The sequence below is a fragment of the Desulfovulcanus sp. genome, from assembly GCF_982781345.1.
Genome location: NZ_CEYAEZ010000008.1, coordinates 1 through 17,256, shown reverse-complemented (window position 1 = coordinate 17,256; position 17,256 = coordinate 1). Strand labels below are relative to the sequence as shown.

Genomic DNA, 17,256 nt, shown 5'->3' with positions numbered 1-17,256 from the left:
TACTTCTATATTCACTTTATTTCACTTAAAAGGATGATGTTTAACTTTCAAAGGTTGGACAAGGGTTGGACAAAGTTTTTAACCTTGAGGCAGAGGGATTATTTTCATGGCAAGGTATAAATGGATAAAAACAGGATATAAGGGTGTTCGTTATCGTGAGCATCCAGAGCGGCCATTTAGAGGCAAGCCTGACCGATATTTTGTGATTTATTATAAACGAGATGGCAAGTTAAAAGAGGAAGCTTTAGGTTGGGCAAGCAAGTGGCAAGGTGGTGGTGTTTTAACTCCAAAAAAGGCTAGTGAAATAAGGGAAGAGTTACAAACAGCTTACCGGTTAGGAAAGGAAGCCTCCACACTGGCAGAAAGGCGCAAGCAGGAAAAAGAACGTAAGAAGCAGGAGCGTTTAGAGCAAGAAATAAAGGAACGGGAAAGCATCACACTGAAAACTTTTTTTGAGCAAATTTATTATCCTTCTGCCCAGATTAGTAAAAAGCCTGGCACATATAAGAAAGAGAAACAGCATTTCGACCGCTGGCTCAATCCAAATATTGGACACTTGCCTTTACAAAAAATAACCCGTGAAAACCTGGAGGCTATAATTCAATTAATGGATAAACAAGATTTATCCATTCGTTATAGACAATATGTTTTATCTACTTTCAGAACTATTTGGAATAGTGCCCTTGACCGAGGGTATGTCTCCACAGTGTGGCCTGGAAAGAAAATCAAGTTGCCAAAGTTTGAGAACTCAAGACTTAGATATTTAACACAAGCTGAAGCAGAGGAATTGCTTGAAGCATTAAAAGAGAAACGGCCAGATCTGCATGACATGGCGTTGCTGGCACTGCACACAGGCGCAAGAGCTAAAGAAATTTTTTCTTTGCACTGGGGGGATGTAAACCTTGAAGATGAATTTGTCGTTTACAAATCACAAAACACCAAAAACAGCAAAGACCGCACAGTGCCCTTGACCGAGGAAGCAAAAGACATGCTTCTTAATAGAGGGCCAGGCGCAAAGAATGAACTTATTTTTTTAGATGCTTACGGAAAGCCTTTTAAAGAGATACCAAAGCTTTTTAAGAAGATTGTGGACAAACTAGGTTTTAATGACGGAATTGATGACCCAAGAGATAGGGTTGTTTTTCATAGCTTGCGGCACACATTCGGGACATGGCACGTTTTAAATGGTACGCCGATAAATACATTGAAAGAACTTATGGGGCATTCTACAATTAAAGTTACAGAGAAATATCTGCATGTTCTACAAGAACATAAGATTGATGCAATGCGGAAGTTTGAGCGAGCATTAAAAAGAACTGCTGGCAAAGTCTTGGAGTTTCCGGTTAAATCACAAATAGAAAATAACTAGACTAAAAAAATTGTTATATGCCACCCGAAGTGGGAACAAGTTTGTGGATATATTACAATTGCAATACCTGTAACGTCTGCAAACCTAGAAATGATAGTGATTGATGAGGTGCAGATAATTGTATGCTAAGGTCTGCAATGTCTGCAATTAGGATTAACTTTTAACAATGGAGGAATTATGGAATTAAAGAAAGAGCTCCAAGACAAGATTTATGATGCGCTTGAACCTCTTATTTGTTTTTTTGACTTACTTGATGATAGCCAGAGGAGCAAAGATGATAGCGGTGTTGAGTGGTGCCATGTAGGCATTGTGGGCAGGGCGCTTATGGAGAAGGCACAAGGTGATCTTGACATAAAGATTGGCGAGCTGATCGATGGTTACCTTGCAAAGCAAAAAAAGGTTTCAGACATAAAAAAAGCTGCATAACTAAATGATATTTGCCCGGTCTAGTCCTGGAACTAACCAGGATTAAAGCGAATTCAAGCCAGATTGCCTTATGGTGGTCTGGCTTTTTTTGTTTTTTCTTCGAGGAATGATATGCACCCTCCACGTTTAAAAAATTACAATTATTTCAAGATGTTAAATTAAGCCATAAATTTGACAAAATTTATTTATTATGCTATAAAATAATTTAGAATGTCAAGTCTTTTGTTTAAGTTTTTTTGGGGGTTTTTTAAATGTTGAGCAGGCGGCAAAATTTCTTAAGGATTTAGGCGTCAATGCCACAGCAAACACTTTAAACACTTGGAGAAGTCGAGGCAAAGGGCCATGCTTCAAGAAAATTGGCGGGAGAATTTACTATCTGCCCGAAGACTTGGGGGGTGTAGGAGGGGTGGATGTAATCAAAAAGTTAGGGAAACCCTTTGAATAATCAATAGAGGTTCTATCCTTTCCTCCAACCTTAAAAAACACAGTTATTTTGAAGCATTAAAAGAAAGTTAAAATTTTATTTTTTTTATTTCACATGGTATAAAACGACAAAACTTATACGGAGGTTGTTTTATGAATGATTTAATTCAAAGTTTAGAGTCAGCACTTCCACCAGTTTTTGCAGAACAGGCAATCCCTGATTTAATGCCGGGGCTTTATAGTCGTGGGTATTTGGCAAACCTGAGGAGCAGAGGCGAGGGGCCACAGTGTTTCAAAATTGGCAGGCGCACGATGTACAGACGGGATGACTTTATTGACTGGCTTACATCAAAGATGGAGGAGGTTTGATGGAGTTGATAGCAAAAAAAGAAGCTGCCCTTCCTCCCGATGGTGGGGCCATTAGAGGTGGGCAGCAAGAGAAATTTAATCCTCCTAATAACAAATTTAATATACAAACCAAACAAGAACGTGTCAACCAAAAAGTTGATTTTAAAGCTGTAAAGCTGGAATGTTTGAAGCGGTGTCCTGGACTGCTTCAATCGTGGTTGCCTGATGGAAAACTTCAAGGGGACGAATATGTTGCCCGTAATCCCACCAGAGCAGATAATCAGCGTGGAAGTTTCAAAATAAACATTAAAACCGGCGTGTGGGCTGATTTTGCCACAGATGACAACGGCGCTGATTTGATTTCGCTATATGCCTATCTGAAGAGTCTGTCTCAGATTGAAGCAACGACACAGTTAGCTCAGAAGTTTGGACTTCAGGGTCCTACCCAGGTTACGCTCATCTCTTCCAATGCACCTGAACCGAACTTCAACCATCCCCTTTTAGGCGAATCGATAAAAGTCTGGTCATATAAAGACCAAAAAGGGCGCATTCTTGGTCATGTGATACGATTTGAGCCAGCGGGCCAGCGCAAGCAAATCCTGCCTCAAACATTATGGCAAGACACTAACGGCCATTTATTCTGGCAATGGAAAGCCTTTGAAAAGCCACGTCCGCTTTATGGACTGTGGAAGCTTCCAGGAAATCAAAAACCTGTTCTGGTTGTGGAAGGTGAAAAGGCATCGGATGCCGGTCAGGAATTGCTCAAAGATGCCTATGCGGTCTTGACCTGGCCCGGGGGAACGAATGCTGTCCGGTATGCTGACTTCTACCCATTGCGTGGCCGTGTTGTTTGTGTCTGGCCTGACAACGATGACCCGGGCCGAAAAGCTGCCAGGGAAGTTGCTAAAAGTTGTCTCAAAGTAGGTGCAAAAACTGTTTATTTGATTGAGCCACCACAGGACAAAGCTAAGGGTTGGGACTTAGCTGATGCGCTTAATGAAGACTGGACACAAGATGAGGTTTTGCAATGGATTAAACACCATAAAAAGAAGTATGATGGACTTAATAAATCTGATGATAAACAGCAAGAGCCTAAGAAAACACAAGCTCAAATTTTGGGAGAGATACTTGAAAATTCAAGCGTTATGCTGTTTCGAGACCAAAAGGACGATGCCTACGCAAGAATAGACAAAGGCGACCATTTTGAAATCTATCCTGTTCGTTCAAAGGCTTTTAAACGATGGATCACTCATCAATATTATTCACAATTTCAAAAGCCTCCAGGTGCGCAAGCCGTTGCTGATGCTGTTGGGCTAGCAGAAGCAAAAGCACAGTTTGAAGGTCAAAATTTGCCTGTTTTTTTGCGTATAGCGCACAAAGACAACATTTATGTTGATTTAGGTGACGATAAATGGCGGGTAGTGGAAATTACCACAGCGGGTTGGAGTGTCTTAAATAAATCTCCAGTAGTCTTCCGGCGACCCAACGGTATGAAGTCTTTGCCGACGCCTAAGAAGAGCAAAGATGGGTTATGCAACATTTTGAAATTATTTGGTTTTAAACACAAAAACGATAAAATCTTGTGCATAGCCTGGTTGTTAGGCTGTTTAGCTCCTGATGGACCTTATCCGCTTTTACTGCTTCAGGGGCCACAGGGAACGGGGAAATCTACAAAAACCAAGTTCTTAAAGATGTTGCTTGACCCTTTTGTTGCTCCAGTCCGCACCATCCCACGCAATGAAGATGACTTGCTAATAGCAGCGCAAAACAACCATGTCCTAAGTTTCGACAATTTAAGTGGGTTGCCAGCCTGGTTATCAGATGCGCTTTCTCGTCTCGCAACAGGTGGCGCCTTATCCAAGCGAGAGCTTTACACTAACGGCGAAGAGTTTTTTTTTGAAGCTATGCGGCCGGTAATCCTGAACGGCATAGATGCCATCGCTACAAGAAACGACTTAGCAGATAGAGCTTTAATTTTAAATTTAGAACCTATCACTGAAAATGAAAGGCGACCGTTAGCTGAGATTGAGGCTGAATTTCATGCTGTTTTGCCCGAAGCTCTGGGCTGTCTCTTTGATGCTGTTGCTTGTGGCCTTAAAAATTGGGATACCGTAAAGCTCGACCGGCTGCCTCGGATGGCAGACTTTGCAAAGTGGATTGTTGCCTGCGAGCCTAAACTCGTTGAATTGTTGGACTTTTGGCTGCCAGATGATTTTATTCAGGCTTACGATGCTAAGCGGAAGGACCTTGTAGCCGATAGTCTTCAAGCTGATGAAGTCGCTAAGGCAGTCATTAGTTTTATCGATGAGGCGGATAAATTTAGTGGGACGGCCAGCGAACTGCTGGAGGAGTTAAACTCCAGAGTGCCCGAAAGAGTGCAAAGGCTGAAGATTTGGCCGAAAACGGGAAACTCTTTATCCAGAAAACTTGGGAGACTAGCTGTTTTCTTGCAGGAAGCTGGTTACCTTTTTGAAAAATCGAGAGAAGCTCAAACAAGATACATCCTTTTAGAAAGGGTATGTAAAAAACAGTCATCATCGTCACTATCGTCATTATCTAACAATTTTAACAAGTTAAGTAGTGACGATATCGATGACGGTAATGACAATAAAAAGAACATCGTCACAATACCGTCATGTCATAACCTGTTGAAATCACAGAACAATGACACCAATGACGGTAATGACGAAAAATTTCATACCCAATCTAAAAAGTGGGGTGGTCCTGATGTTATCCGCTTCACCATTAACTAAGGTTGATTTTCAACTGGTGGACGGCCAGCTTGAGATTGCTGGCCTTTCAAGCCTGACAGAGGATGAGGCCAAGTCAGTCATTGAATATGCAAAGGCTAACCTGGCCGATATTTTAGATAAGTTAAAAAAAGACAAGCAGCCAGAGACAGAATCGGCACAGCTAGACTTTACGCCTGAAGTAGCATTTCAAAAGCTCCAGGATATGCTTGAAGCCCATAGAGCCGAAGGGTTGAATTTGGCTACAGATGGGCAAGGTGGATGCTGGCCAGTATATCCTGAAAATTGGACATGGGAACAGCAATATCAATTTCAAAAGTTGTTTCTGGATGCCAAAGAATACATCTTTAAACCTGAATGCCTTGCTTCTTTGTCAGCTAAGACATCACAAAAGAGAAGAGAAGGTCAGTTCAAATGCTCATGTTGTGGCGGTCATTCATACTGGATTAACCTGGCCGGAAGTAAGGTTTGCGTTACATGCCATAAACCAGCGTTTAAGACTAAAGTTTATGGTGATGGCAGGGCAAAATCTAAGCTCATAACTTCTGGCATACTCAGGGCCTACAAAACAGCAAGGCCGGAGGTAGTTCAATGAAAAGATTGAAACTGTTTATTTTAAACAATTGGTCATTGATGAATTTAGTTATTCTCTTTGGTGTAGTTACCTGGTTGAATCTACAATCTAGTCAATTGGATAGGTGGATATAGTGAAAAGATTAAGTCCATTGCAAGCAATAAGACGTCAATGTTTAGGCTGCATGGGTGGAAAATCAAAATTTGTGGCTGAATGTCCAGATGAAGTTTGTGTTTTGTTTCCATACAGAACGGGCAAAATTGAGCCAGGTGCAAGCAGAAGTTTAGTTAAGATGATCCACAAATATTGTATTAAGTGTGTTGGTAGTGCTAATGAGCTGAAAGGTTGCCAAGCTAATGAGACTTACCTGGGCAATGACCCCTGTTATTTGTGGCCATTCAGGTTAGGCACAAATCCAAACATTACACGGGCAACAAGAGAAAAGCGAAAGGCAATAGCTCAGAAGCATAATTTTAAGCCTATGGACAGGTCGAAAACGGAGCTAGAATGGCCGGTAATCGCTTAGGCTATAATATTTCTAATAATAAATTTAAAACTTATAAAAGGTGATTAAAATCTTTAAGCAGGAATAAAAGAGGTGAAAATTATGTCAGAAAAAAAAGAAGAGGTCACTTTTTCAAGTGTCTTATTTGTGACTAGATTAGAAGCTTTAGACAGGCTCCGGAAAGCTCAAGAATTGATCCGGCAAGAAGGATTGCTATTTACATCAAAAAGACCAGGCCAATACGTAGGCGGAGAAATAAATGGCCGATTATTATGATTTTCCTGCCTATGGTTATGGATTGGCATTTGACCCATATAACCCAACCTACTTTTCTCCTTCAGACTTTTGGGGGCCTACCGCTCCATCTCTTGAATCGGGGATTATCGGCGGGCTTACTGGTGCTTTAACCGGCAAACTATTGAGTGATGGCGAACAAGAATTTGAGTTCACTCCGTCTTCTACTGCCCCTAAAGACTGGATGCCTGGCAGTCTTAATTTATTAAAAAAAGATTTAATGAGTGTAGGGACTAAAAGTTTAGCTAACACTGCTGTCCCGCTATTTATGGGGGAGTCTTTTGGTGATGCCTTAACTATCGGTGCTGACCCAACTAATCTTCTAGGACCGTTTTCAAATCTAGCAATGCGGGAAATGGGCGTCCAATATACTTCGCCACTGCTGAGTAAATTAAGTATGGGCGCAAATTTTTTCACCCCAGGGGCTGGACTGGCTATAAATATTGCTAGACCATTTTTGGGGCTAGGCATGGATGCCATAGGTGATTGGACAGACATAAGGCCAGACGAAGATATTAGAGACCCACTTGAAGATTTTTATGGCAAATATGGAATAACAGGAGGATTAAGGGGATATGCCAAGGCTAAAGACATAGCACAATCTATGGGTGCAGGACTATATGAATCTTCTGGCTTACTGTCTCCTTACGGCATGGTCACAGGGACAACACAAACTCCACTAGGCGGTATAGACGACTTAATTGCAATCGAGCCATTAACAGGCAAGTCTTTTAGGGTAAATGAAAACTCGAATTATTCAACAGGAACAAATATGCCTAATGGTTATGGATATGGTTTAAGTCCAATTAGTCTTGCTGATAGACAAAATCTAGGCGGCTGGAAAAGCTTGGACGTGACCGGATGGTCAGAAGAAAATAAGTCTACAAAAAGTATAACAAAGGCCAACATTACCAAGGCTGTAGAACATGCGATGAATTCAGTACGTAGAACAAGCCGTCGAGGTGAAGGCAATGGATGTGGCGGTGGTTTCGGTGGCGGTTCTGTTGGTGGTGTTGGGCACGGTAGCGCAGGATTCGGCGGTGGTAGAGGTGGAGCCGGATTTGGTGGTAAAGCTGCCGGTGCAGATAGATGGTAAACACAGGAGTAAATAATGGGGTTTTTAGATTCAGCAACTAAGTTTGTATCGTATAATATAAAACTTTTAATGAGTATGGAGTAACAATTATGAACGCACTTCAAGAGAAAATCATTGATTTTTTTGAACATGAAAAGGTTGTTAATGAGATGGATTACTTTGATAGGTTAGAACATTACAATGCAAGCCTTGATATTTTGGAAGAGTTTAGAGGTTTTCTTCTGAATAAACTAAAATTGCTTGTAAAAGAAATGGCTATAATGGAGTTTTTTGATAAGACCGATGCGTTAAAAGAGAAAAATGAAAAGGCTTTGATTAAATTATTAACCGAGGGCGAGAGTCAGGATGACTTGAGCTACGACCGAAAAGAAATGCAGAGGATAGAAAAGGAATTTCACAAGTTAATTAAGTTAATTCGAACTTGAGCTTAACCTGTTGATTTTACATAAAAAATAATTAGGTAGACTTTTTTTCGGTTATTGTTTGGTTAATTTGAGTTAACTTTGGAGGTAAAGATGGCAAAAGCCGTTGTGGATAAGAAGAGGCTTTTGAGGATGCTTAAGGATGGCAAAAGTGTAAAAGAGTGTGCTGAGTATTTTCATGTTAGCATGGCAGCGATTTCAAAGTTGAAGAAGCAATTGAATGCGGATGTTGCCAAGTGTGTGGCTTTAGAGAATGCTCATCGTATTATTCAGCAAAAATTGAATATCACACAGCAGCTTCAAGAGATCAATGAAGAATGTAAAAATATGTTAAAGATTGAGACAGAGCCAGAAATTCGACTAAAGATTTTGTCAGAAATTAGGCAGCAGGTTCGATTGTGGTTCGATATTTTTAAAAGTCTTTATGATATGAAAGCGGTTCAAGAGTTTCAAGTTACAGTTCTTGGGGCAATAGGCGGGGCTGCACCAGAAGTAAGACAAGCGATTGTCCAGGAACTTAAGGAGCGCAATGCCTTAAGGAATGCCACTGATTGGTTGTGAAGTAAGTGATCTATCAACTTAATTGTGTAACTAGATTTTTCATCATACAGGTACTCTATCGCCAAATAGGATCACAAATTGATTTAAGCATGAAGTTGTTGTCTATACTTTTTCGATATTAACTGTTAAATAAATAGCCATTTAATTAATGTAACATATTCTGTATGATTAATTGCATTATAAGATTACACCTTTCTAGCATTTATAAACCTGAACAGTGTCATGGGTGTAATGATTAATGAAAATATGGTGTTGACATGTTTGCTTAATTTTAAGTGTTTTGATTTTTGGTAAAGTGCCTTAAAAAAGTTTTAGGGAGCAAGTAAAGAAACGTATGTGTTTCTAACACGTTTTGAATTTTTAAAATAAAACCACCAACTAAGAAAAAATACTGTTTCTGAAAAAAAATATTTACCTGATGCTGTAGCTACTGCAATAAATATATAAGAAGGTAAATCGGATATCATTAACAATGTAATCATCTCAACAGCTATGTAACTAAAAAATCGTATTAAAAGGTATTGTTTTGCCAAATTCCTTCCAGATGAATTGCCAGTCCAAATCATAATGCCCACGATAAATCCGTAGACTAAAATTGTTATAGAATAACTGCATTCTAGTAAAATCGCAGTTTTAAAACTATTTGGAAATACAGCAAATACAGACGAAATCTTCCCCCAGTGATAATTCATTCTGCCTATGGTAAATAATGGGGAGAGGATTGTGAGAGTTATACAGAAAAAAAGCAACCAGCCTCCTACTCCCCTTGGCTCCTTAGAATTCGTTAATGTTTTGTTCAATTGAGAGCTAGAAGTAAATTTAATTGTATTTTTGTCGACTTTGTCTTCGTCTTCGATAATTGGATTATCTAATATAATAATGTCGTCCTCGTCATTATTAGTAGGGTATTTTTTTTTAAAAAGAAATAGTAATCCACAACCAACCATTAACACACAACACCACTGAACTATTAACAGCCCAATATTAACTGTGGCATATTTACTTGGCGGACTAAATATAAAAGAATAGCCAGAGTTTATTGTTATTCTTCCTCTTTTTTCATGAAATGGGGGGAATAACATCATAAACAAAAGAGTTAATATTATTATTCCTACAATTATCTTTTGTGATTTAATTATCTTTTGTTTATAGGTAAAATTTGAGTGTGATAATGATGTATTGTGCAAGCTTAACTCCTTCTTTTTTGACAAAAAAACATAACCACAATTACATTTTTGTGCTGATTCTGGATTTATAAAGCCACAATGAGGACATTTTTTCGTATTTATAAATCTATATTATTTTAAGATGAATTATAAGCAAAAAACAGCCGGCAAGGTCAAGTTAAACTTAGCACAAAATTCATAAAATTTGAAATTTTTCAAAAATTAAATCAATCCTGATGGAGTGTCTGCCTGGCCTTTTTGTTTGTGTCTGCACTGGAGTTAAATAGAGGTATGTTAGAGTATTAGATGAATATCAAATAGTTGACCCTAAAAAAAGACAGTGTTGGTCTTGTTGTCAGGTCTTATTTGGGACAACTGATTGGTAAACGGAGTTTTTTGTGTGTTTCCTGGGTTGGACAAAGGTTGGACAGGTTAACCACAAATTTTTTAGCGTGGCTTGCTTCCAAAGGTTGGACAGGAGTTGGACAAATAGTTCATAAAATAAAAAAAGGACTCAGGGGAACTTTTTGTAAATATCCTCTAAGCCCTTGTAATTTCTTGGTGCCCGGGGCCAGACTCGAACTGGCACGAAGCTAAGCTTCGAGGGATTTTAAGTCCCTTGCGTCTACCAAAATTCCGCCACCCGGGCGAAGAAGACCTTTCATTATACTTTGATTTAATTCTCGTCAACCATTTACTCGCATTTGAGAGAGGGTTTACACTCTAGTCTTTTCAAGCCAATACTGTTAAGATTTGTATATGCTTAAGGAACGAGAGCGTATTTTAGTTATTGGTTTGGATGGCTTGCCTTATTCTTTGGTCAAAAAGCTTTGTCAGAAGAGAGCTCTACCCCATCTAAAATCAATTGTTGACTCTCCTTATTGCCGACCCATTCAGGCAGAAATTCCACCACTTTCTCCGGTGAACTGGACCTCTTTTTATACAGGCGAGGGTCCGGAAGTTCATGGTATTTTTGGTTTTACCAATATAGTTCCCAAAGATTACGGGCTTTATATAACTGATTTTTCTCAGGTCAAGATACCTACTATCTTTGACCAGTTAGGGCAAAAAGGATTTCTTTCCAAAGTTATTAACCTGCCCAATACCTATCCTGCCAGGCCAATAAAAGGTATGCTCATTTCTGGTTTTGTGGCCCAGGATCTAAAAAAAGCAGTATTTCCTCCGCCCCTTTTTGCCATTCTTAAGAGCAAGGGATATAAGTTGGAGGCAGACACCATAAGAGGAGCCAAAGATCCTGCACTGCTTTTAAGAGAGCTCAAACAGACCCTCTCTTCCAAGCTCGCAGCCCTGGAACTTTTTTGGCCGGATCTTTCTTGGGATCTATTTGTGATAGTGTTTACTGAAACAGATCGGGTTTTTCATTTTCTTTTCCCAGCCTTGATACAGGAAAACCATCCCTTACACAGCGAATGTATGGAATTCATGCGTGACTTTGATAGGGCTGTTGGCCAGGTACTGGACAGATTTGACAGGCTGCCTGAGCCCAAAAGGCTGATCATGCTCGCAGACCATGGTTTTACCAATTTGAAGACTGAAGTTGATCTGAATGCATGGCTGGCCAGGGCTGGCTTTTTTAGATTTGACCAAAAGCCCAGACATGAGTTGGATGCATCAATAATAAGTTCCAACTGTCAGGCCTTTGCTTTGGATGCGGGTAGAATTTATCTGCATAAAAAAGATTTGTTTCCCAGGGGCCAGGTAACACATATTGATGCACCAAAAATTATCCAGGAAATCAAGGCAGGGCTTATGAGTTTATCTTATGCAGGAGAAAAGGTCATGGAGAGGGTTTTTACAAAAGATGAGCTCTATCCGGACGCGGAACATCTAGCGCCTGATCTGGTTTGTCTGCCCAACCCCGGCTTCGACCTCAAGGGAAAATTTGACCGACAGGAAATTTTCGGCCATTTTGGCCGCTTTGGTTGTCATACGGTTCAAGATACCTTTTTCTTTGACAGCCAAGGATTTAACCCACAAAAACTGAGACAGATCGGCCAGGAAATCCTGGCTCATTTTGGCAAAAAGAATATCATCAGCTAAAATTATGAAGATAGATTACCAAAAAGACTTGAATCCTGCCCAGTATGACGCTGTAACTACCACTTCTGGCCCTGTTCTGGTTATTGCCGGAGCTGGCAGCGGCAAAACAAGAACCATTGTCTATCGCCTGGCTTATCTTGTAGAACATGAGGTGAGCCCACAAAATATTCTCTTGCTTACCTTCACCCGCAAAGCAGCAGGGGAGATGTTGAAGAGAGCTGAAAGCCTGCTTGGGCGAGGACTACTGGGTGTCCACAGCGGAACTTTTCACAGCTTTGCGTACGGGATGTTGCGCAAATTTGCCACTGCCTTGGGATACGTGAATGGCATTACTGTCATGGATTCCAGTGATGCCGAAGACCTGCTCAAAAGTGTCAAAGAACAACTTAAAATAGGGCAGGGCGACCGTTCTTTTCCCAAGAAAAAAACAGTCCTCGCTTTGATCAGCAAGGCCAGAAACAAGGAAATGGAGCTGGAGCAGGTTTTGCTCAAGGAAGCATATCATCTGCGAGGCTATGCCGAAGACCTGGAACGCATTTACAGAGAGTATCAACTTTTTAAGCAAAAACACGGCCTGTTCGACTATGATGATCTTTTGTTCCAGCTGGAGCGGCTTCTGGTGGAGCACGATGATATACGGGACTTTTTACATCGAGCATTTCAATACATTATGGTGGACGAATTTCAGGACACTAACCTGGTGCAGGGAAGGTTGGTTAAGCTTATAGCCGGAAGCGAGGGCAATGTCATGGCCGTGGGGGATGATGCCCAGTCTATCTATGCTTTCCGGGGTGCTAATGTAAATAATATCCTTAATTTCCCTAAAATTTTTAATAATGCCAAAATTATTAAGCTGGAACAAAACTATCGTTCTACCCAGCCAATTTTAAATTTGACCAACCAAATTTTGGCTCAGGCTACAGAAAAATACCCCAAGAACCTGTTTACCAAACGTAAGTCATCTCTCAAACCTCAATTGATCCGCCCCTTGAGTGACCTTAGTCAAGCCAGGGTTGTGGTTCAAAAAATTATTGAACTTACCAAAAAATATTCTCTTCACGAAATCGCAGTGCTTTTTCGCGCTGGATATCAATCATATCCGCTGGAGGTCGAACTAAACAGAGCTTCCATTCCTTTTCAAAAGTTTGGTGGGATCAAATTTTCTGAAGCAGCCCATATAAAAGATGTTTTAGCGTTTATGCGTTTGGTGGCCAATCCGGCAGACCTTTTGGCCTGGACCAGGGGGCTGTCCAATCTAAAGGGTATCGGGCCCAAAACCTGCGAACGGCTCTATAATGCTTTTATGCAGGGCAACAGCCAGTACATTGAAAAACAATGTAAAAAGAGCAAGCAATTAGAACATATCCTGAATCTTTTGGATGAGTTGCGGTCCAAGCAAGACAGTCCGGCTCAAATATTAGATGAGATAGTCAGGTTTTACCAGCCGATAATGCAAGAGAAGTTTGCTGATGATTATCCCAAACGAGCCACTGGCCTGGAACAGCTGGCCCAAATAGCTTCTGCTTATGACAATCTGGATATCTTTTTGGCTGATATGAGTTTGGAAAATCCGGACCCAGAGGGTAACAAGGTCAAGGAAGACACCCTGGTTTTATCCACGGTGCACTCTGCCAAGGGTCTGGAATGGTCAGCAGTGCTTATTATTGACCTGGTGGAAGAGCGCTTTCCATCCAAACATGCCCTGATGGACTATGATGAGATGGAAGAGGAACGCAGGCTTCTGTATGTAGCCTGTACCAGGGCCAAAGATTACCTTGCCCTGTTCGTCCCTGATTCCATTTACAACCGTTATCAGGGCCTGCATGAGTCAGTGCTCCCCTGTCCCTTTATCCAGGAACTGGACAATTCATTATTTGAAGAATGGCGCGAAAATTATCTGGGCAGCCTGGTACCTACTCAAAACAAGAAACCCAGGACCAAAACCTTAGGGCAAAAGACGTACGGCCAAGGGCTCGGCCAGAGGCCTGATTGTCGTTATTGCTCGCACAAGATATTTGGACGAGGTAAGGTCATTGCTGAAATTCCGCCCAACAAGTTCAAGGTCAATTTTCCGGGGGTTGGTCTAAAAACAGTAATTGGAGACTACCTGGAGTTTGAGGATTAGAAATTAGGTTGGCCAGTCCTGAGTTCAATGTTTTGATAAGGCTAGAGGTTAGGGGTCAAAGGTTAAAGGGTTAGCGGCCTGAGCGGGGCAATCTCGTTCTCATTCAACTCAAAAATCAAAATTTAAAACTCGAGAGCCGTATGTTCAAAAGCGAAGATGATTTTTTGGCCCTGATCGACACCTATTTTCCCCAAGAGCACTCTCATCTTTTCTTGGGCCGGGGTCATGATTGTGCTGTCTTAAATACTCCTGCCCGCATAAGCATAAGCACTGATCTTTTTATCCAGGACATCCATTTCCGTACCGAGTATTTTAGGCCTGAGCACATTGGACACAAGGCCCTGGCTGTTAATTTGAGCGACTTGGCTGCCATGGGAGCCAAACCATTGGGGTTTGAGCTGGGTCTTACCTGGCCCAGGAATCTGGACCAAGATTTTGCGCACCGCTTATTCAATGGCATGTCCAATGTAGCCAAGCAGTTTGACTTGGCTTTGGCCGGGGGCGATTTAAGCCTGGGTGAGCGGTTAAGTCTGTGTATTACGATTTGGGGTGAGTGTCCGGAAAAGATTCTTTGTCGTCAAAATGTCTCTCCAGATGACTTGGTTTTTGTGGTTGGTCATGTTGGCCTGGCCAGGGCAGGTCTACATATACTGGAACAAAGAACCACCCCCCAGGAAGACTTCCCCATTTCCATTTCCAGGCATCTTTCTCCAGAGCCTCTGGTGCGTGAAGGAATGCTTCTGGCCAAGATAGACTGCGTCAAGGGGCTGATGGATGTCTCAGATGGACTGGCGCAGGACATACCGCGTTTTTTGGGTACTGGTTTGGGGCTAGAGATTGATGAAGAAAGTTTTGCTCTGCACCAGGAAGTGTTAGACTACTGTCGCCTGACAGAACAGGATCCATTTATGTTTAGCCTGCAGGGTGGTGAAGATTATGCATTGATCGGGGCAACTTCACCAAAATCGTTTTCGAAAGTAGAAAAGATTATTCCACATGCCTGGATTTTAGGCAAAGTAGTGCCCAGCCCCGGTCTTTTTGTGCGTGGGACAAGAATAGGGATAAAGGGATTTGATCACTTTGTTGGTTGAATCGTTTTGATTTGCTTCAGGCCTCAAACGACTGAAGATAACACTTTATTGTTTTTTTGAAATACTTTGAAACCGGGGCCGGGCGATTTGTTAGGTGTTGGGCTCACTAAAGTAAGGGCATTTTATGCCTCGACATCCATGTGGATGCTGGTCGATAGCTCTACATTGAATAGGAGGCGGAGGCAGTACAAGATTGATCTTAAAATTATCTTTCAAAAAATACACGGCCTTTTCCAGTGCTATTCGAACATAAGCTTTGCAACAACTCGGTCCTGTTAACTCTGTAATAGCATGAACAACTTTTGAAACTACTTCCATAGTCAATCTCTGTTCTTTATCCGTTCCACATTTAGAACCAAGCAGGATAGAAAAACAAGCACCAATGGCCGGTACAATGCCGCAAACCCCTGTTAACCCACAATAACCACCTATAGCTTGCCGTTCTGTGCGGTTGAATGCTTCTTCAATTTGTTCGTCAGCGACTCTTATTGTCCCTTCATTGCGAATAGCAGCCATTAAGGCGCCTGCTGCAACAAAGGCATGGTGACATCCAAGCATAGGAAATTGAGAGAGCGCCATTATTTGCTCTGCAATCTCAAAAGGATTTTTAGATTTAGCCGACAAACAAATTTCTTTGATTGTTTTTATAGCTTGTTGATTGTGGCATATATCGCAAACATAATGGTTGTTTGGGCAACGAATATGACCTGTTTCAAGTCTGCCACAATTGGAGCATTGCAGCTCTACTGCATGGTTGAGATATTCTAATTGAGACCCGCATACCATACAGTTTTTTATGTTGTTCCCAGAATCAGTTTGGACAGAAGAACCAGTATAAACCCGACCGGATTTGTTAGCTGGTTGCGCTCAACAACTTGAACCGTTTTTTATTTTTTTATTCTTTATCATATCCCCTTCACTCCTTAGAACGTGAGCAGTCTGGCCAGGACTCCAGCTTTGTAATTGACCGCTAGCTGCTTTAGGTCTTTTAGCAGATGTCATGACAACGTTGATAACCGGCTTGTGGTCCATCTCTGGAATGGTCATGTCAGCTATCCTAATTGTGTATGGTTAGTATGTGTGGATTTATGGAGTATCTCTGCCAGTAGCTAGTCGATTAGCAAGATGGCTTTTGCCATAAACTATTAGCCTAGCCGGGGGCAAGAGCATTATCGTGAGGTGAATTCTGTAAAGCGAGTCGGAGTACAAAATTGTGCTAACGGGCACCATATAAGGCCGCACATCTTGGGGCGAGACACCAAAAGATGATACAGTCCTATGGATCAATTCCACGAGGTTAAGGGAGAGGGAAATAGGGTTAAGCAGATGGTTACTCTAAAGGGGCCGTGCCTATTAACATACCATGTTCGTCTGTCTTTAATGGGTTTAAAATTTTTAGTAATATCAATTCATTAAGCTGGAGGTTTGTTTGGCAGAATCGTGAAATTTGTTTTTTGTATGTTCGGCCAAATTCGTCATTATGAATTTTTTAACATTTCCTGAATGTTAGCTCCAGATTACCCTCTTTCTGAGGTTCTACAGCTGTAAGATCGAGTTTTGTTTTATTTATTTGTGAATAAAGTATTTCAATAACTCCAATATACGGACAGAAGACAGGTGTGTTTGTTAGGTAGGCTTCTCGCAGGCAATCAGCTAGTAGCGGGTTTATTAGTTTAAAGACAATTTCGTTTTCTTTGTCTTCAATTTTCAAATCATCAAGAAGGTCAAGAACATCAACAAATACATGCTTCACATCAGAAAGAGTCATCCTATCTTTGACTATATCGTTTTCTTTAAGAAAGTCTAAAACTGCCTGCCCCGCTATCCTGAGTAGTTTTTTTCTTTCTTCACCCGTGGTATTTTCTGTTATCTTTTGCATCGCATGATGCAGTGAAGCACCGACGATAATACTGGGTATTTCTTTGTTTTCTATTATGCTCATGGTTTAACCTCCTTATGTAGATGTTAGATTTTTGAAAAATATTTTCTATCACTAGTGTCCGGTTAAAATTTTTAATAAAGGCGGTGGTTTAGGGGTTCGGTTT

Annotated in this window: 16 protein-coding genes and 1 tRNA gene; 13 read left to right on the top strand and 4 right to left on the bottom strand. The window is 41.1% G+C overall.

Annotation, left to right across the window (positions count from 1 at the left end; genetic code table 11):
• Positions 1-106: 106 nt before the first annotated feature.
• The 10 genes from AC3WVG_RS02340 to AC3WVG_RS02295 all read left to right on the top strand — a co-directional run bounded on the left by AC3WVG_RS02340 (position 107) and on the right by AC3WVG_RS02295 (position 8,768).
• Complete coding sequence (locus tag AC3WVG_RS02340) at positions 107-1,369, top strand: tyrosine-type recombinase/integrase (RefSeq protein WP_488796572.1); 1,263 nt, start codon at positions 107-109, stop codon at positions 1,367-1,369.
• 177 nt (positions 1,370-1,546) lie between these two features.
• Complete coding sequence (locus AC3WVG_RS02335; protein ID WP_488796571.1) at positions 1,547-1,795, top strand: hypothetical protein; 249 nt, start codon at positions 1,547-1,549, stop codon at positions 1,793-1,795.
• A 576-nt stretch (positions 1,796-2,371) separates the two neighbouring features.
• Complete coding sequence (locus AC3WVG_RS02330) at positions 2,372-2,587, top strand: helix-turn-helix transcriptional regulator (protein ID WP_488796570.1); 216 nt, start codon at positions 2,372-2,374, stop codon at positions 2,585-2,587.
• A complete protein-coding gene (locus AC3WVG_RS02325) occupies positions 2,587-5,319 on the top strand; it encodes a hypothetical protein (protein ID WP_488796569.1) in 2,733 nt (910 codons plus the stop codon). Before AC3WVG_RS02330 ends, AC3WVG_RS02325 begins: the two co-directional genes overlap by 1 nt.
• A complete protein-coding gene (locus AC3WVG_RS02320; RefSeq protein WP_488796568.1) occupies positions 5,294-5,911 on the top strand; it encodes a hypothetical protein in 618 nt (205 codons plus the stop codon). Before AC3WVG_RS02325 ends, AC3WVG_RS02320 begins: the two co-directional genes overlap by 26 nt.
• Before the next feature lie 112 nt (positions 5,912-6,023).
• Entirely contained in the window at positions 6,024-6,416 is a 393-nt protein-coding gene (locus AC3WVG_RS02315) for a hypothetical protein (RefSeq protein ID WP_488796567.1), read from the top strand.
• Positions 6,417-6,497: 81 nt separating this feature from the next.
• Positions 6,498-6,671, top strand: a complete 174-nt coding sequence (locus AC3WVG_RS02310; RefSeq protein WP_488796566.1) for a hypothetical protein — start codon at positions 6,498-6,500, stop codon at positions 6,669-6,671.
• Complete coding sequence (locus AC3WVG_RS02305) at positions 6,655-7,785, top strand: hypothetical protein (protein WP_488796565.1); 1,131 nt, start codon at positions 6,655-6,657, stop codon at positions 7,783-7,785. The genes AC3WVG_RS02310 and AC3WVG_RS02305 overlap by 17 nt, the downstream gene beginning before the upstream one ends.
• Positions 7,786-7,874: 89 nt before the next feature.
• Positions 7,875-8,210, top strand: coding sequence for a hypothetical protein (locus AC3WVG_RS02300; protein ID WP_488796564.1), 336 nt, complete (start codon positions 7,875-7,877; stop codon positions 8,208-8,210).
• Positions 8,211-8,300: 90 nt separating this feature from the next.
• Positions 8,301-8,768 (top strand): hypothetical protein, encoded by a 468-nt coding sequence (locus AC3WVG_RS02295; RefSeq protein ID WP_488796563.1) that lies wholly within the window; start codon positions 8,301-8,303, stop codon positions 8,766-8,768.
• Positions 8,769-9,079: 311 nt separating this feature from the next.
• On the opposite strand, the gene AC3WVG_RS02290 is transcribed toward AC3WVG_RS02295, so the two are convergent.
• On the bottom strand, positions 9,080-9,955 hold the full coding sequence (locus AC3WVG_RS02290) for a DUF2569 family protein (RefSeq protein ID WP_488796562.1): 876 nt from the start codon (positions 9,953-9,955) through the stop codon (positions 9,080-9,082).
• 538 nt (positions 9,956-10,493) lie between these two features.
• Positions 10,494-10,583, bottom strand: a tRNA-Leu gene (locus tag AC3WVG_RS02285).
• A gap of 110 nt (positions 10,584-10,693) precedes the next feature.
• On the opposite strand from AC3WVG_RS02285, the gene AC3WVG_RS02280 reads away from it, so the two are divergent.
• The 3 genes from AC3WVG_RS02280 to thiL all read left to right on the top strand — a co-directional run bounded on the left by AC3WVG_RS02280 (position 10,694) and on the right by thiL (position 15,211).
• Complete coding sequence (locus AC3WVG_RS02280) at positions 10,694-11,995, top strand: alkaline phosphatase family protein (protein ID WP_488796561.1); 1,302 nt, start codon at positions 10,694-10,696, stop codon at positions 11,993-11,995.
• Between the two features lie 4 nt (positions 11,996-11,999).
• Positions 12,000-14,120, top strand: coding sequence for an ATP-dependent helicase (locus AC3WVG_RS02275; RefSeq protein WP_488796560.1), 2,121 nt, complete (start codon positions 12,000-12,002; stop codon positions 14,118-14,120).
• Between the two features lie 140 nt (positions 14,121-14,260).
• The gene (gene thiL / locus AC3WVG_RS02270) at positions 14,261-15,211 is read left to right on the top strand and encodes a thiamine-phosphate kinase (RefSeq protein ID WP_488796559.1); all 951 of its coding nucleotides are present in this window, start codon (positions 14,261-14,263) and stop codon (positions 15,209-15,211) included.
• 90 nt (positions 15,212-15,301) lie between these two features.
• On the opposite strand, the gene AC3WVG_RS02265 is transcribed toward thiL, so the two are convergent.
• A complete protein-coding gene (locus AC3WVG_RS02265) occupies positions 15,302-15,997 on the bottom strand; it encodes a DUF5714 domain-containing protein (RefSeq protein WP_488796558.1) in 696 nt (231 codons plus the stop codon).
• 703 nt (positions 15,998-16,700) lie between these two features.
• Positions 16,701-17,153 carry a hypothetical protein gene (locus AC3WVG_RS02260; RefSeq protein ID WP_488796557.1) on the bottom strand — a complete coding sequence of 151 codons (453 nt, stop codon included), beginning with the start codon at positions 17,151-17,153 and terminating at the stop codon, positions 16,701-16,703.
• Positions 17,154-17,256 lie beyond the last annotated feature (103 nt).

Bases quoted from the DNA above. Each gene is read 5' to 3' on its own strand.
- AC3WVG_RS02340 (WP_488796572.1), top strand. From the start codon at position 107: ATGGCAAGGTATAAATGGATAAAAACAGGATATAAGGGTGTTCGTTAT.
- AC3WVG_RS02335 (WP_488796571.1), top strand. From the start codon at position 1,547: ATGGAATTAAAGAAAGAGCTCCAAGACAAGATTTATGATGCGCTTGAA.
- AC3WVG_RS02330 (WP_488796570.1), top strand. From the start codon at position 2,372: ATGAATGATTTAATTCAAAGTTTAGAGTCAGCACTTCCACCAGTTTTT.
- AC3WVG_RS02325 (WP_488796569.1), top strand. From the start codon at position 2,587: ATGGAGTTGATAGCAAAAAAAGAAGCTGCCCTTCCTCCCGATGGTGGG.
- AC3WVG_RS02320 (WP_488796568.1), top strand. From the start codon at position 5,294: ATGTTATCCGCTTCACCATTAACTAAGGTTGATTTTCAACTGGTGGAC.
- AC3WVG_RS02310 (WP_488796566.1), top strand. From the start codon at position 6,498: ATGTCAGAAAAAAAAGAAGAGGTCACTTTTTCAAGTGTCTTATTTGTG.
- AC3WVG_RS02305 (WP_488796565.1), top strand. From the start codon at position 6,655: ATGGCCGATTATTATGATTTTCCTGCCTATGGTTATGGATTGGCATTT.
- AC3WVG_RS02300 (WP_488796564.1), top strand. From the start codon at position 7,875: ATGAACGCACTTCAAGAGAAAATCATTGATTTTTTTGAACATGAAAAG.
- AC3WVG_RS02295 (WP_488796563.1), top strand. From the start codon at position 8,301: ATGGCAAAAGCCGTTGTGGATAAGAAGAGGCTTTTGAGGATGCTTAAG.
- AC3WVG_RS02280 (WP_488796561.1), top strand. From the start codon at position 10,694: ATGCTTAAGGAACGAGAGCGTATTTTAGTTATTGGTTTGGATGGCTTG.
- AC3WVG_RS02275 (WP_488796560.1), top strand. From the start codon at position 12,000: ATGAAGATAGATTACCAAAAAGACTTGAATCCTGCCCAGTATGACGCT.
- thiL (WP_488796559.1), top strand. From the start codon at position 14,261: ATGTTCAAAAGCGAAGATGATTTTTTGGCCCTGATCGACACCTATTTT.
- AC3WVG_RS02265 (WP_488796558.1), bottom strand. From the start codon at position 15,997: ATGGTATGCGGGTCTCAATTAGAATATCTCAACCATGCAGTAGAGCTG.
- AC3WVG_RS02260 (WP_488796557.1), bottom strand. From the start codon at position 17,153: ATGAGCATAATAGAAAACAAAGAAATACCCAGTATTATCGTCGGTGCT.